11 protein-coding genes are annotated in these 15,190 nt (G+C 62.8%); 2 read left to right on the top strand and 9 right to left on the bottom strand.

The annotated features are described in order from the left end of the window. Positions 1-97: 97 nt before the first annotated feature. Positions 98-943: an outer membrane beta-barrel protein gene (locus tag CHB87_RS21255; protein WP_089410469.1), complete on the bottom strand. Its 846-nt coding sequence runs from the start codon at positions 941-943 to the stop codon at positions 98-100. Beyond that, positions 937-3,678, bottom strand: a complete 2,742-nt coding sequence (locus CHB87_RS21250) for a TonB-dependent receptor (protein ID WP_176441917.1) — start codon at positions 3,676-3,678, stop codon at positions 937-939. The genes CHB87_RS21255 and CHB87_RS21250 overlap by 7 nt, the downstream gene beginning before the upstream one ends. Before the next feature lie 328 nt (positions 3,679-4,006). On the opposite strand from CHB87_RS21250, the gene CHB87_RS22060 reads away from it, so the two are divergent. Continuing rightward, positions 4,007-4,192 (top strand): hypothetical protein, encoded by a 186-nt coding sequence (locus tag CHB87_RS22060; protein ID WP_142988474.1) that lies wholly within the window; start codon positions 4,007-4,009, stop codon positions 4,190-4,192. Here CHB87_RS22060 and CHB87_RS21245 read toward each other — a convergent pair. The 7 genes from CHB87_RS21245 to CHB87_RS21215 all read right to left on the bottom strand — a co-directional run bounded on the left by CHB87_RS21245 (position 4,174) and on the right by CHB87_RS21215 (position 13,312). Further along, a complete protein-coding gene (locus CHB87_RS21245) occupies positions 4,174-4,959 on the bottom strand; it encodes a DeoR/GlpR family DNA-binding transcription regulator (protein ID WP_089410478.1) in 786 nt (261 codons plus the stop codon). The genes CHB87_RS22060 and CHB87_RS21245 overlap by 19 nt on opposite strands. Before the next feature lie 227 nt (positions 4,960-5,186). Then, positions 5,187-9,137, bottom strand: a complete 3,951-nt coding sequence (locus tag CHB87_RS21240) for a penicillin acylase family protein (protein ID WP_089410467.1) — start codon at positions 9,135-9,137, stop codon at positions 5,187-5,189. A 133-nt stretch (positions 9,138-9,270) separates the two neighbouring features. After that, on the bottom strand, positions 9,271-9,816 hold the full coding sequence (locus CHB87_RS21235; protein WP_089410466.1) for a PIN domain-containing protein: 546 nt from the start codon (positions 9,814-9,816) through the stop codon (positions 9,271-9,273). Beyond that, positions 9,813-10,271, bottom strand: coding sequence for an excisionase family DNA-binding protein (locus tag CHB87_RS22405; RefSeq protein ID WP_176441915.1), 459 nt, complete (start codon positions 10,269-10,271; stop codon positions 9,813-9,815). The genes CHB87_RS21235 and CHB87_RS22405 overlap by 4 nt, the downstream gene beginning before the upstream one ends. Positions 10,272-10,945: 674 nt before the next feature. Further along, positions 10,946-12,103, bottom strand: a complete 1,158-nt coding sequence (locus CHB87_RS21225) for a replication initiation protein (RefSeq protein WP_089410464.1) — start codon at positions 12,101-12,103, stop codon at positions 10,946-10,948. A gap of 301 nt (positions 12,104-12,404) precedes the next feature. Further along, on the bottom strand, positions 12,405-12,722 hold the full coding sequence (locus CHB87_RS21220; RefSeq protein WP_089410463.1) for a hypothetical protein: 318 nt from the start codon (positions 12,720-12,722) through the stop codon (positions 12,405-12,407). Next, positions 12,719-13,312, bottom strand: coding sequence for a ParA family protein (locus CHB87_RS21215; RefSeq protein WP_089410462.1), 594 nt, complete (start codon positions 13,310-13,312; stop codon positions 12,719-12,721). The genes CHB87_RS21220 and CHB87_RS21215 overlap by 4 nt, the downstream gene beginning before the upstream one ends. 459 nt (positions 13,313-13,771) lie before the next feature. Between CHB87_RS21215 and CHB87_RS21205 the strand changes: the two genes are divergently transcribed. Continuing rightward, a partial coding sequence (locus CHB87_RS21205; RefSeq protein ID WP_176441914.1) for a S53 family peptidase occupies positions 13,772-15,190 on the top strand: 1,419 nt, incomplete at its 3' end.

Genomic DNA, 15,190 nt, shown 5'->3' with positions numbered 1-15,190 from the left:
TTGTCTTTGGGGTTCACGGCTCTAACCGCGCCCTCACGAACAAACAAAAACCGCAAGCCCCTTAATGGAGCCTGCGGTCTTGTTCGAGCGGTCGAGGTTAGAAGTTGATCTTCGCCACGAGTTGAATGTCTCGCGAGCTATTGTTCTGCTTCGACACGGTGCCGAAGGCATTGCTCGAAAGAGCGACGCCAAGACCGCCGAACTGCGTGTGATTGGTTACGTTGAGCACGTCGGCCTGGAAGGTGAGCTTCGCGCGCTCGTAGAGCGGAAAGACGCGCTTGATGCCCATATCCAGATCGTAGTTGCCGATGTTGTAGAGGTTGTACGGCGCGGTGCGGGCGACATTGCCGAAGTTATATCCACTGTTGCCCGGCGTCGCGACAAAAGCGTTTGCGTTGATGTACGAGACGCTGGCAAAGGTAGTCGCGGTGACGCCTTTGCCATAACCTCCGTTGATGCGGACCGGGCCTGAGAAATTCGGGTTGTACGACGGATAGCAGGAGCCGGGCGTCTGGCAACTGACGCCGGTAATGGTAAGCGGCGCGCCCGAGGTCTTCGAGAAGATATAGGAGACCTTCCATCCGCCGGCAACGATGCGGACCGCGGCATGCTTCCCGCCGAACTGGCTCTTCTGCCCGATGGGCAGCTCGTACACGCCGAAGATGCGAAGGTTGTTCGGGATGTTATTCGTACTCACGGCGCGATCGATGCGGTTCGCCTGCGTCGTTCCATGCCCTCCATCGATCACGTTGCTGGGGATCGGATACCCGCTGCGCACGCCGGAGATATCGTCGATCGTCTTCGAGTAGGTGTAGTTGAGCGTACCGCTGAGACCGTGCCAGGTACGCTGGCTGAGCGAGATCTGCAGCGCGTTATAGTTCGCGTTGCCGATATCTCCCCACGTATCCGTGATGCTGGAGTACTGGGGAAACGGCTTCAGCATCTGGCCGATGGTCGCTGCGGATCCGCCATAGGTGGATAAGGCAAGGCGATGCCGGGGATGATGGCCTGCGCCTCCGCAAGATAGGTCAGGCCGGTGGTCTTATCGGTGCCGCCGGGCAACTGCTTCAGCAGCGAGCCCAGAGCCTGATACTGCGGAGGAAGCTGGTCCTGATAGTAGCCTCGGCTATTGGCGACGAGAAAGTGCGACTGGTTCTCGACATAGTCCACGCTGAGCGTAAGGTTCTGCGTCAACAACTGCTGGATGCCGAAGTTGATGCCGACCGTATAAGGTGCGCGACCGGAAAGATAAGGATCGGCATACGACACGCTCGACGCTGTCGGCGAGACTCCGTTGACGAGATAGTTGCCCGTGTTCGATGTGGTCGAGCGTGAGATCGCGCTCGAGTAAGCCGGGATCGCGGTGTTCGACAGCGCGCCGAGGTTCGAGTTGAGATAGAAGGCAGGCTGTCCGCCCTGGCCGGAGTCGGCGAAGGCTGGGCTTGCCGTCAGGCCGACCTGGCCCGTGCCGTTGTAGTTGCCCGCGCTCGATCCGCCCACGCCGCCGCTATGCGTATACATCATCGCGAAGGAGCCGCGCACCACCGTACGTGGTAGCGCCTGATACGCGAAGCCGAGACGCGGACCGAAGTTCTTGTACCACGTGTTGACCGTCGTATGGCAGTTACAGCCGTTCGAGCCATTGCCCATGAAGAAGAGCGATCCAGGTGTGCCCGTCGCGGCGTTGATCAGCGTCGGGCTGAAGCCGCTCCAGCGATCCTGCACCTCGTGGAACGGGGTATAGAGATCCCAGCGCAGACCCAGGTTGAGGGTCAGCTTCTTGGTCACCTTGTAGTCGTCCTGCACGTAAGGCGAGAAGGCCTTGTACCGTGCGCCCAGCGTGGAGAAGTTCTGCACATAGATCGAGCTGGAATCGACCGCGCCAAGCAGGAAGCTCGCATAGGCCAGACCGCTCTTCGTGTTGATGGCGCCGGCCGTGCTGTAACCGGCCGTCGAGGTCGCGTTGTACGCCAGGCTCAGCGGCTTCGAGGGGCTGTCGACGATGGACTGGTTGAACTGCAGCCACTGATACGTGCCGCCGAAGGTGATGGAGTGATGCCCGCGTGTGAGCTGGAACTCGTCGCCGAGGGTGAAGGTATTCACCCCTTCGTGAAAGCCCGAAGGCGCGGAGAAGCCGGCGGGCGCGTCCACGCCACCCGAGAAGCTGGCGCCCGGGAAGGTGCTTGCCGCCTGACCCACCGGCAGGTTGCCGATCCCGAGAGTCGTCGCCGTGATCGAGCCGCCGTCGGTCGCATTCTTCACCGGCGCGGAGAAACGCGTGAGACCGTAACGCAGTTGATTGACCGCATGTGGACTGAAGGTATACGTATGCTTCACGATGTCGGTCGTGGTGGTTTCAGTAACAAGCGTGCCGTTGGTGTACGGAAAGGGCAGAACGGATGTGGCGCCGTAGTCGTACGGCGGAATATGCTTCACGCCCGAGGTGGAGATCAACGCAATCTGCTGGCGCGGCGAGAGGTTATAGTCGATGCGCCCGGTGAAGCCCCACACCTGCAGCCCGGTGATGCGGCCCGAGAGATAGTTGTTCGTCAGATTCGCGTTCGCCACCGGCGGCAGATACTTCTGCATGGCCTGCGAGATCGGCGAGATCTCGCCCGCCGGGATGACGTCCTTGGTGGGCAGGCCGTTCTTGATGCCCATAAACGGATTGGCGCAGGTGACGCCCTTGTTCGCCGCGGTACAGGCCGCGACCGTGGTCGGGTCGTAGATATCGTAGCCGGGGTTTGCGGCCGCATAGGCTGTAAAGTCGCCGCTCTGCGCCGCGACGGTGGGAATGGTCTGGTAGGTCGGGTTGGTCACGCCGTTGTAGTGGTAGCGATCGTAGTTGGCGAAGAAGAACAGCTTATCCTTCCAGATCGGCCCGCCGAGCGAGAGAGAAAGCTCATCCTGATGCTCGGGATTCTTCTTGGTCGGAAGACCGCTCGTACCGTCCGAACGCGTGACCACGACCCACGGCTGCGTATAGCCCCAGGTGTCGAGCACCGTGTTGCGGATGAAGAAGTTCGCATTGCCGTGGAAGGTATTGGTGCCCTGCTTGATCGAGTAGTTCTCCACGCCCAGGCCCTGGTAGGCAGCCGACGAGCCGCTGGTCTGCACCTGGAACTGATCGACCGCCTCAATGGACAGGTTCTGGTTCAGCTTCCGGTTGTCGCCCTGCGAGTCGACCGTGGTCTGCGGCACGCCCTCGATGTACATCTCGTTCGAGTTGCCGGCGCCCGCGCCGTTGAAGATGCCCGAGCGGCCGCCGCTGTTGACGCCCGGCAGCAGCGTGACGAAGCTGGTCGGGTCGCGCGGTCCGCCGGAGGTGATCTGCAGCGGCAGTTCGGAGTAAGTCTGGTTCTCGATCACTCCGCCCAGCGTGGCGTTTGTCGTCTGAAGCGCGGGCGGCGCGGTCGAGACAGTGACGGTCTCGGTCTGGCTGCCGATGGTCAGGTGCGGATTGAGACCGACGGTCGCCAGTGCGTCGACCGTGACGTTCTCCTGCTTGAAGGTCTGGAAGCCCGGCGCGAGGACCGTGACGGTATAGACGCCCGGAATCAGCGGCGAGATCACGTAGTAGCCGCTGCCCGTCGCCTGCCGCGCGGTCACGACGCCGGTCGCGTTCTCGCGCACACTGATCAGCGCATTGGGAATGACCGCGCCCGTCGCATCCTGCACCGTGCCGGAGATGCCGCCCTGCCCGGCGATCTGCGCCAGCAGTGGGGCGGTGGTGGAGACGAGCGCGAGCGCAAGGATCGGGCCGCTGAAGCGCGTGTGAATGGGCTTGGAGCCATCATGCCGAATTTCATAGGGTCTCTATTCTGCTCAAGAATGAAAAGTGGTTTCCATCAGCGAGACGAATCCTACGAAGGTTGCGAAACATCTGTCAATGGAAAAAGAATTTCTCTGGCGAAATTTAAATCCCCGCCGCCGGACGCGTGCCTGCCCAATCTTCTTCGTCGTCCGCGTCGTTCAACCGATGGGGATTTAGCGTTATCATCACGGCGTGGCGACGTTTCACATCTCGGAGATAGAAGCAGCCAGCGACTTCGCCGGCTTGATGGCCCGCGTTCGCGCAGGCGAAGAGATCGTGATCGAGTCCGATACGCATCCCGTCGCCGTTTTGCGTCCGGCTTTGCGGTCGCGTTCCATCTCGGCTACCATCGCGCGCCGTCAGGCCCGTATCACCTGAATCCCCCGCGCCACGATCGCCTCGTACATCGCATCGGGCAGCCCCGTGTCGGTCACCAGCACATGCACCGCGGACGCCGGGCAGATCAACGCCGGGCTCACCTTGCCGATCTTCGTCGAGTCCGCGACCACGATAATCTGCCGCGCCTGCTGGATCATCGCCAGCGAGACCGCCGCCTCTTCGACCTCGAGCGTCGTTACGCCGCGCTCCAGGTCGAAGCCCGTCACCCCGATGAACGCCTTATCCAGGTACACCCCGCGCAGGCAGTTGATCGCCGGCTGACCGGCCAGCGCGAAGGTCCACGCCCAGGCCAGCGCTCCGCCCGTAAGCGTCGTCTTGATCGCCGGCTGATTGCACAGCTCCATGCCGATGTTCAGCGCGTTCGTAATCACGGAGATGCCGCGCCGGTGCCGCAGCGAACGGCCGATCTGCGTCGTCGTCGTCCCCGCCGTCAGGCCGATCGTCTCCTGTTCGGCGATCAGCTCGCTCGCGACCAGCCCGATCCGCCGCTTGTCGTTGGCCGACCGCAGCTCCCGCGCCTGAAACGAGGTATCGTGGCGAAACGGCTCATACAGCAGTTGCTCCACCAGCGTGACGCCGCCATGCGTCCGCAGCACCAGCCCGCGCTTTTCAAGCCGCGTCAGGTCGCGCCGGATGCTGGGCGCCGAGGCGCCAACCTGGTCCACCAGCTCCTGCACCGAGATCTCGCCCGCCTGCAGCAGCGCGCGCATAATGCGGTCGGCCCGTACTTCGATCTTTTTAGACATGGCAAAACCCGTGTGGCGATCGAAGGAGCGATCGAACACCAGCTTAGCTCATCCTGATCGAAACCTGACCACATCGTGAACGAACGCACGATAAAAACGATAACGATTGATCGTATACCGATCAAATGACGATTCGCCGGGACATGCGAACCCATCCGCCCGCACAGCATCGCCGCTACTCCGCCTATGCTGTGCTGGCCGAGTAGCGGCATTGCGCCGTTCCGGCGCTACTCGCCCGCCTTCACGATAAGCGGATCGCCGATGTGTTCGGCCGGCGCGACTCCAGGCACGCGTACGACCTTGCGCCCGCCGTTCGTCATGAACGTCACCTCGACATCCACCGGCCCCATGTACGCGCCCAGGCCGAAGTGGACCGGGATCACGCTCTGCGAGTTGTAGCCGCTGCCCGTATCCACCAGTCTGCCGCCCAGCACCGTGCGGGTTCCGGCCTTATACAGACGGACCTCCGAACCGGCCTTCGTGGCGTGGCCTTTCGCGTCGACCACCAGCACCTCCAGCGACTGATGCGCCTGCGCCGCCGGCAGCGTATTGCGATAGAGCGAGAAGACGCCCTCGCCCTCATGATCGGCGATCGACAGATCGACCGCGCCGTCCTTGTTGTAGTCGACCCACACCAGCGCGTGGTCGCCATCGTGCTTCAGCATCATGCCCGGCGTCACGTCGGCGAAGTGGTCGCCCTCGTTGTGGAAGAGGTAGTCCTCCTGGTGCTCGTGCCCGGTGAGGTAGCCGTCGGTGTAGAGATCGGGCAGACCGTCGTTGTCGTAGTCGCCCCATCCCGCGCACACGACATGCGCGTTGATGGCCGCGCCGTACGCGGGCGCGACATCGGTAAACTTGCCGCCATCGTTGCGCAGCAGCCAGCTCGGGCCGTAGTTCGCGTAGAAGAGATCGATATTGCCGTCGTTGTTGAAGTCGGCGGCGGCGATGTTGACGCTGCCCAGTTCGAACGAACGCGGCGACCCATCGAGGCCCAGCTCGTGCGCGACTTCGGTGAAGTGGTCGCCGTCGTTGCGGTAGACCTTGTTCAGCTTGCCGTTCTGGTTGGCCTCGAAGAGGTCGAGTTTGCCATCGCCGTTGTAGTCGAACCAGAGCGAACCCACGGTCCAGTTCAGGCCGGTGATGCCCATCTTCTCGGCGACCTCGGTGAAGTGGTCGCCGTCGTTGCGATAAAGGCGATTGGGCCGGTCGCGGAAGGCGACCCACAGGTCGGGCTTGCCGTCGTTGTTGTAGTCCACGAAGGAGACCTGCCGCGTCTCGCCCGTATCGTGGATGCCCATGCGATCGCCCACCTCGACGAAGTGTCCATGGCCGTCGCCCTTCAGCAGACGATTGGGAACCGCGGGCGCGTACGCATAGCCAAGGTACAGGTCCAGATTGCCGTCGCCGTCGAAGTCGCCCCACGAGGCCGCGGAGATGCGATGCGGATAGTCGTTCAGGTGCGTCTCCGCGGTGACATCGCGCAGCGTGCCATGATCGTTGTGAAACAACTTCACCACGCCGGTCGTGTAGGCGATGAAGAGATCGGGCCAGCCGTCGTTGTCGTAGTCCGCCCACGAGACGACGACCGGGCTGGTGTCGGCGAAGAGTTCGGTCTGCGCGCGAACGAACGGCACCTTGCCGGCGTCTCCTTCGGCCTCGCGCAGCGGCTCGAGCATCTGCGTCGTCTCGGCAACGCCTTCGACCTTCGCGCGGCTGAAGGCGAGCGGGAAGTACTTCCCTTCCTGCCACATCGGCGCGAGATCCTTCGAGTGCGGACTACCCGCGGCGGACTCGTTGCCCGGCGTGTTCAGCGCGACCGAGTTGTCCCAGTTCGACGTGTCGAGGATCATCATCGCGCTCGCGCCATGCTCCACCTCGAAGCTCTTCTCCGTCGGCGAGCTGCTGGCCTTCACGGTGTACGCATCGCCGCCGCGCTCGACCGCCTCGACCTCCAGCAGCTCCTTCGTCTCGGGCGAGAGCAGCGGATGCTCGAACGTCGCCTTGTGTACCTTGCCCAGCTTCCACGCGCTCTCGTCCGCGCCGTGCAGCTTCGTCAGCATGGCGATGGCGTCGTCGAGCGAGTCGAGCAGCATCTTGTTGCGGGCCTCGACCGGGTTAGCGCCGAAGGCCGCATCGGGCTTGTTCACCCACTCGATGACGCGGCGGACGTCGTACCGCGTGAAGCTTTTCTGCTGGTCCGCGGGCACATACAGCGCATAGACGCGCGACGTCAGCTTCATCAGCCAGTACTCGTAGATCGTGCCCGCGACGGTCTCGCGATCCAGCACCATGTTCCACGCGTTCAACTGCTTCAGCGCATCGGCGACAGCGGGCTTGTCGCTCTTGAGATTCTTGAGCAACGGGATCAGCCGTCGCGCCGGCAGCGACGTATTGTCGAACTGCAGCGCCTCGAAGTCCGCGATGCTGAACTTCTTCTTCTGGCTCAGCACCTCTTCGATGCGCCGAAAGCGAAAGTCCGCCGAGTACTCGTAGCCGCTGTCCGGCGCATTGTGCGGAAACAGCTTCGGCAGCACATCGTTGTTCGCCGTCGCGTAGAAGCCGCGAGCCCCGTTCAACTCGCGCGGCAGCTTGTCGAGCGGCGTAAACCCGGCCCACTCGAACTTGCCGTCTTTGCCCGGCACCGGCAGCAGTCCGTCCCAGTTCAACCGCACGGGCGAGTACACCGCCGCGAGGTAGCCGTAGTTCCCCGCCGTATCCGCGTAGACCAGGCTGTGCGAAGGCAGGTACCAGCTCTTCGCCACGCCCGCCGTGAACTCCTTCCAGTCCTTCGCCGCCAGCACGTTCAGCGAGCCGAGATAGCCCGCGCCGCCAGCCTCCGCGCCCACCCACTTCAGCGCATAGGCGATGTGGCGGGTCGCATCCTCATAGACCACCGGCCCGTGCATCGTCCACTTCACCGAGAACATCACCGGCTTGCCCTTCTTCACCTGGATCGCCTGCGGGCTGGTCTCCATCTCCAGCCACTGGCCTTTATACAGATACCGGTTCGGGTTCGCCGGATCGGTCGTCTCGATGTAGAGATCCTCCTGGTCCGTGCCCAGGATCGTAAAGCCCCACGCTACGTTCTCGTTGTGCCCGACCGAGACTCCCGGCAGCCCCGGCTCCGTCATGCCGATCACGTCGTACCCCGGCGAGACCAGATGAACGAAGTTGCGCAGGCCCGGATTCTGAATCTCGCGGTGCGGATCGTTCGCGAGAATCGGCTTGCCCGTCACGGTCTTCTGCCCGCCGGCGACCCAGTTGTTGCTCCCCAGGTCGTAGGTCTTGCTATCGTCGTAGACCTCCTGCAGCAGCAGCTCGGCGAGGCTGACGCCCGGGTCGGTGATCTTCGTCGGCGCCGGCAGCTCCGGCATCTCGACCGAGGCGGTCGCCGGCCCGACCTTCAATGGCTTGATCTTGTACGCGTTGTTGCCCGCGTCGCGCGCCAGCGCCAGACCCAGCGGCGAGATGTCCGCCAGATCCAGCCCCTCGGGCACGGTAAATCTGTGCGCAGGCTCGGTGACGATCAGTTGGTCGGCCTTCTCCGGACCCATCGTCTTGATCGCCAGCGCACGCGCCAGCTCGGAGGCCGCATTGCGCGAGAGTCCCCACGCCGGCACGCGCGTCAGCAGCGTATGCGCCGTCCAGCTCGCCACCGGCAGCGTGCCCATCATCTGAAACTCGATCGGGATCTTGCCCTGATCGATCGCCACCCGGATCGCCGCGTTCACGCCCTCGGCGAACGACGCGAAGATAACCGGCCCCTCGGGCGAGTACTTGCGCTCCTCGGCGTCCCAGTCGCCATGAAAGGTCAGCGTACGCGCGAAGCGGTCGCGATTGACGTAGTCCGGCCCCAGCACCTCGGCCAGACGGCCCTCCACGCTGCGCCGCCACATCTCCATCTGCCACATGTGGTCCTGCGCGGCGGCGAAGCCCTGTGCGAAGAAGAGATCGTGCGTGTCGCCGGCGTAGATGTGCGCGATGCCCCACTTGTCGCGGATCACAGTCACCGGATGATGCAGGCCAACGGCCGTAAGCTGACCCCTGTGAAACGGCAGCGCCTGCTTCGCCAGCTCGATCGTCTGGGAGTCGCTCTTGAACTCAGGCGTCGTCTGCGCAAACACACACGCGGGTACGAGAGCGGCAAAGGCAAAAAGAGAGCGCACGAACGGCAGCATACGGATCACGGCAGGTCCTCCTGGCGATGTGGCAAACTGGCGAAGCGTAGCCTGGGCGCGGCGCGGACGGGGGACTCTGCCTTGGGCGTATGTCGAATGTGGTCAGATTGTAGCAGCAGCCGCTTGGCGCCTCCTACAGATGTCTACGGATTAAAACGGTGAAGGCTGGCGCCGTTTTCTGGTGAATCTCCAGCAGACGCGCCATCCCGCCGCGCGCCGCGGCCTGCTCCTGCAGCTTCGCCACGACCGTGGCGCTATCCAGATGGAACTGATGCACGAGGAACTCGTCCGGGGTCTGCGCCTCGATATTCCACGGCGCCAGAGCCTCCGGCGAAAAATCCCGCAGGTTGAAGGTCACGATGGTCTGCGCGCCCGTGCGGACGGCCGCCGCAAGCACGTGCCGGTCCTTCGGATGATTGGTCATGGCGGGAATCAGCTCATCATATCCTTCAACCCAGCAGTCCGGAAAATGAATGCCGAGCTGCTCGGACAGACGCGAGGTCTGCTCCCTCGAAAGACCCAGCTTGGCCTCCAGCGTCCGCGTCGTCTCTTCCAGAATGCTCTTCGACCAGCGCGGCAGATAAAGACGTGGCGGCTCCGCAATACGAAGCAGCGTATCGCGCAGAGCCGCGTTCACCAGAACACAAGCATCCAGTACAACCTGGTATCCAGAGGTCACGCGACCGGGAGCAGGACCGTTCCGTAGGCGCCCTGCTCATCGGCTTCCCGCCCCATCTCGTCGAGAGCCTCGCGTCGCTGACGGTCCCGCTGCCGCTTGTAGACAAGCAGGTCCTGCAGGTATACACGCCGATGGGTTCCCGCGGAGTGAAACGGTAGTTGCCCCATCTCCAGCAGCTTGACGAAGTACGGCCGCGACACCCCCAGCATCTCCGCCGCCTGCTGCGTCGTCAGATCCTGGGTGACCGGAACGATCGAGATGGCCTTTCCCTGCTGCAGCTCTTCGACGATGCGCACCAGCAGATCGAAGACGGCATCCGGAAGCTCGATCGCGGGCTCGCCGCCCTTTCCGACAAGCTGCGCCTTTCCCTCCTGCCGCAGAAGGTTGTGCAACGCATTCACCTGATCGCTCGCGGCGGCCGGCAAAGAGATCGGATCCTGGATGCGTGTGCTCATGTTCCCTCCCGGTGAATCGGAAAAAAGCGCCTGATTCTTTATACATCGGACAGGCTGTCTAAACGAAATAAACGAATCCATGGTGATAAAGGAATCCTGAACGGAATCCAGGGCCAGGCACTCCTCGCGGAATCGTCTTGCCAGCGCCGTACCCGGAAGGACGAAGTTGTGGACGCGGAGGGACGTTCGATCTGTACCCGGAAGGACGTTATCGCTGTACGCGGAGGGACGACCACAAATCCGGCTTATTTCCTGAGGCCCGTACCCGGAAGGACGACATCGCACCCTGCGACGAGGCTTGTCAGTGTACGCGGAGGGACGTTTTCGGCGTACCCGGAAGGACGAATTTTCCGCCCTGCCATAACCCAGTCCAAGTAAGGCTGTCATTGAAGGAGCTTGTCTCAAGGATCTTCAAAACAAGCTCCTGTTTCGAGAGCGCGGGACTTCCGCAAAATTCAACGGATGAAATCGTGCAAAGCTATTGATCGAAACGATGAAACGTATCTTGAAACATCTTGCTTCCTTTAAGCAGTCGAAATTTGTACCCGGAAGGACGACGATTTAGACCCGGAAGAACGAGGACTGTACGCGGAAGGACGACAAACCGTACCGGAAAGGACGAGGACGCGTACCCGGAAAGACGGTAGACGCTGTGGATCGGCCTCGTTGCCCCGTCAATTCAGGCGCCTTACCGTCTTGCCCTGCGGCAGCAGATACTTGCCATCGCGCGGCGGCGCGACCCACACGCCTTCCGGACGCGACTCCGCCTGCATCTCCGGCCAGAAGGTATGGAAGAACTTGATCGCCTCGGCAAATCGCACCTTGATGCGCCGAGGGTTGGAGTCGGCGCTGCCGAGCTGCTCGCGCACGCTGGCCCACGGGATGATCGACGGCGAGTTGGCCGCGAAGCAACGCCAGAAGAGAAAGATGCAGATGTCCTGCAACTGGGCGTTGCCGCGCGTCTGGATGAGCAGCTCGGTCGGCACCGGCACGTGGTGCTTGATGAGGTCGTTGTAGAGCTCGGTCCCGATCTCGACGCCATAGCGGACTGTATCCGAGAGAGGCAGCGCGGACTGGCCGACGAACTCGGCGTTCAGGTCCAGACTCGAGGGCAGGCGCGACCGGCTGATGGCGGACATGTTCGACGTCTCGTTGCGGCCCGCGCCCTTGCGGCTGACGAAGATGCCAAGGCCACGCAGCCGGTCGAAGCGCTCGCGCAGATCGGCATAAGCCTTGCCCCCCGTGCCCTTCATGCCCATCTGCTCCATGAACTCCTTGGCGGTGTCCCAGGAGACGTAGCGGTTGCCGGATTTGACCGCCTTGTCGAGCAGGTAATGCAGCAGCGTGCGGTCGGAGCCGAAGGGCATCTCGGCCTCGGTCGAGAGCGCCGTAAAGGTGACCGTCACCGTGCTGCCGTCGCCCAGGCGCGCCTTGCGCGAGATCTGGCGCTCCTTGGTCTGGCGATAAGGCAAACCGCAGAGGATGAGCGCCTGCGCAAGCTGCATGACGTCGGTGTTGTCAGCCTCGAGCGCGATCCGCACCTCGGCCGCGCGCAGAGCGCGATTCCCTCGTGCGCTTTCCCGCTCGGCCCGGTTGTTGCGCTTGGCCTTGGGGAGGACGAGAACCTCCTCCGACCCGGAAAGAGCCGGAAGCACCTGCGCGGTCCTCAGCTCGCTGGGTACGAGCGACTCGGGCAGCCGTCGCAGCTTGCCGGAGGCGTCGGTGTAAACCAGACGTCCCTTGTCATCGTGCGAGATCAGGCTTTTGACGCCGGTCTCTGGATCGATGAAGTGATACTCGCGAACAACCAGGCTGGGCACTCTCTTCGCCATACCTTACCGACCCTTCTTGTTGCCTGCCGCTTGAATCGAGTTATTCCGTGGAAAGAGCCTGCCAGCAACTCAGACTTTTGAAATGCTGCCTATTCAAAAGTTATGTAATTTGAAATTCCGAAAACATAGAATTTTGCGTACGCAGAATTTCAGAATTTTTAATTTCTCTCACCTCATTGAATGCAAGAGAGTTTATAAGAAAAAACGCCGAGGTTTTATATGTTGCATTGTCAGAATTCCAGCGTTCATGCATTTCAAGCACTCAGAATTTTGGCTTTTTGCGTACGCGCATGCCTGAAAGTCAACCCTGCGCAGCCAGCCATTCGGTCAAAAGCTCCTGGATCAGGTCGCTGAAGTCCTGCTTCCGGCCACCCTTGCGGGAGTTGGTTAGCAGGGCGATCTTGGCGGCGTAGTGCGTCTCGGCCTGGATATAGGCGGTGACCTGCACACTTTCGAGGCTGCTGCGCTTGCCCGCGGGCCGGCCTCGGCGGACCAGGACAGGCGGCGCCGGCTGCGACGCGCGAATTGTCGTGGCGACAAACGGTTGCGGTTCGACGGCTTCGGCCACCGCGGCGCTGCGGCCCTTGGCGGCGTTCATGGCGGAGGTAAATTTGCTCATGGCAGTATCTGTTCTCCAATCTTTTCGTAGTCGTTCCATGCGGACCACGCCCGGGGGTCGTCCACCTGGTTTACCGGCACACCTTTCAGCGCAGCCTTTTGGAAGGCCACGAGACGATGGATCGTCCCTTTGAACGTGGGAATCTCCAACTCGTCGAGCGTCGACCTGGCCTCTTCGCCGTCCTTGTTCGGTCGCGGTTGAACGATGGTGAGGAGCACGCGATAGGAGACGTTCCGCATGCCCTTCAACGCCTCGACCGTCAGGATGAGCGCGTCGAGCGCGAGAACGTCCGGGGTCGAGGGGACGACTAGCAGATCGCAGCCCTCGGCCAGGGCGCGAAGATCCTCCTGGTTCGGACGCGCCTGCGTATCGATGACGAGATGTTCGAACTCGCGCCCGAGCTTCGCTGCCTGCCGTTCGTCCGCGACGCGGAAGGGAAGCGAGCCGCGCTGCGCCCAGGCCGTGGCGCTGCGGTTTTCATCCCCGTCCAGAAGCAGGGTAGGGGCCTTCGCGGCAAGGTAAGCGGCGAGGTGTACGGCCGTGGTGGTTTTTCCGACACCGCCTTTAAAGCTGGCGACTGTGATGATCATGCTGAAATTCTACCTTGCTGAAGTTTCAGCAAGTCAGAATTTTGCGTACGCGTATTGTTGAGTTGTATTCTTCTCCGGTGTGTACGGACGCGGTTCGGAATGCCGCGCGGAACCGGGAAAACAGCGGAATACGCATGAATTCAGCGTTCGGAGGCGATTGAACCCCACCTCTTCGAGGGCGGGGATAGATGCGCGTTTGTTCGATCTGCTGATGCAGGCGGCCAGCCGAACCCAGATCCTGACCCTCACCTGTCGCGGAGAGCTCTTCACGCGGCTTGGCGGGAATCGTCCGCGGGTCGTCCCGGACCAGAGCCGGCTCATGCCCAGAGGTCACAGGACGAAAGTGTGGCGAAGGCCGCGACGGGGGATCGCTCCGCGCACGGCGGGGCCCGATAGTGAGGAGTGTGGAGATTCGCGGAAGGCGCGTACGCTCCAACTCTCAATCAGGATCGAAGCCACGTGAACGTTACGAATCCTCTTCGCCGGATCGCTGTCGTTGCCTTTGCCGTTCTTCTGCTGCTTTGCCCGCAGGTGCGGGCCCAGGATGCGCCGCTGGCCGGAGCGGGCCGCGTGAACGTACGGCAGATGGTGATGGAGTCGCGCGTGCTGCATGCCGCGCCGCGCGAACAGCGGTTGAAGCTCTCGATCGGACTGCCGCTGCGCAACCCGGCCGAACTGGACAGCCTGCTCGCTGCGTTGAACGATCCGGCGAGTCCGCTCTTTCATCGGTACCTCACGCCGGATGAGTTCACCACGCGCTTCGGCCCGACGGCGGAGGACTACGAGGCCGTGGTCCACACGCTGGAGGCGCAGGGTATGACCGTGACCGAACGCCACGCGAACCGCGCCGTGCTGAGTGTGGAGGGCGCGATGCCCGAGGTGGAGCAGGCCTTCCACGTGAAGATGATGAGCTACCGGCATCCGGTGCACGGCGAGTTCGTGGCGCCGGATCGTACGCCGATGCTGCCTTCGGAGAAGATGCTCGCGGTCGACGGTCTGGACACGCTCTCCACGCCGCGGCCGATGGATATGAAGGTCGCCTCGGTGGGGCAGACGAACCCGCTGGTGACCGGCAGCGGGCCGGGCGGATACCTGATCGGCAAGGACTTTCGCGCGGCCTATGCGCCGGCCGTGACGCTGACCGGCAGCGGCCAGACGGTCGCGCTGCTGGAGTTCGACGGCTTCTTTGCCGGCGACGTGACGAAGAACTTCGCCGCGGCGGGCCTGCCTGCCGTGCCGGTGCAGACCGTGCTGCTCGATGGGCTGACCGGGTCGGCCGGATCGGACAATATCGAGGTGATTCTCGACATCATGATGGCTGCCTACATGGCGCCCGGCGTGCAGAAGCTGATGGTGTATGAAGGCTCGAACCCGAACGATATCCTGAACCGCATCGCGACCGACAACCTGGCGCAGCAGATCAGCTCGTCCTGGGGTTGGGATGGCGCGAGCGCGACGACCGATCAGATCTTCAAGCAGTACATCGCGCAGGGCCAGAGCTTCTTTCAAGCCTCGGGCGACTCCGGCGCATACACCAACGGCGTGATGACGCCCTCGGACGACCCCAATGTGACGGTGGTCGGCGGCACCAGTCTGACGACGCAGGGCGCGGGCGGTGCCTGGTTGTCCGAGAAGGCGTGGAGCGGCAGCGGCGGCGGCGTAAGCACCACCTACGCGATTCCGAGCTACCAGACCGGCGTCGCCATGGCGGCCAAGGGCGGCTCGACGAAGATGCGGAACATCCCCGACGTCGCGCTGACGGCGGACATCGAGATGTACCTGGTCTGCAATAACGGGCAGGCGATCTCGGTCGGCGGCACCAGCGCGGCCGCGCCGCTGTGGGCCGGCTTCATGGCGTTGGTGAACCAGCAGGGCGCC

Origin of the sequence: Granulicella rosea, from assembly GCF_900188085.1 — a bacterium.
GTDB lineage: Bacteria > Acidobacteriota > Terriglobia > Terriglobales > Acidobacteriaceae > Edaphobacter > Edaphobacter rosea.
This window is presented reverse-complemented; position numbering and strand designations above follow the sequence as displayed.

Excerpts from the sequence above, each read along its gene's own strand:
- CHB87_RS21255 (WP_089410469.1), bottom strand. The coding sequence starts at position 943 with ATGCTGAAGCCGTTTCCCCAGTACTCCAGCATCACGGATACGTGGGGA.
- CHB87_RS21245 (WP_089410478.1), bottom strand. The coding sequence starts at position 4,959 with ATGTCTAAAAAGATCGAAGTACGGGCCGACCGCATTATGCGCGCGCTG.
- CHB87_RS21240 (WP_089410467.1), bottom strand. The coding sequence starts at position 9,137 with ATGCTGCCGTTCGTGCGCTCTCTTTTTGCCTTTGCCGCTCTCGTACCC.
- CHB87_RS22405 (WP_176441915.1), bottom strand. The coding sequence starts at position 10,271 with ATGAGCACACGCATCCAGGATCCGATCTCTTTGCCGGCCGCCGCGAGC.
- CHB87_RS21225 (WP_089410464.1), bottom strand. The coding sequence starts at position 12,103 with ATGGCGAAGAGAGTGCCCAGCCTGGTTGTTCGCGAGTATCACTTCATC.
- CHB87_RS21220 (WP_089410463.1), bottom strand. The coding sequence starts at position 12,722 with ATGAGCAAATTTACCTCCGCCATGAACGCCGCCAAGGGCCGCAGCGCC.
- CHB87_RS21215 (WP_089410462.1), bottom strand. The coding sequence starts at position 13,312 with ATGATCATCACAGTCGCCAGCTTTAAAGGCGGTGTCGGAAAAACCACC.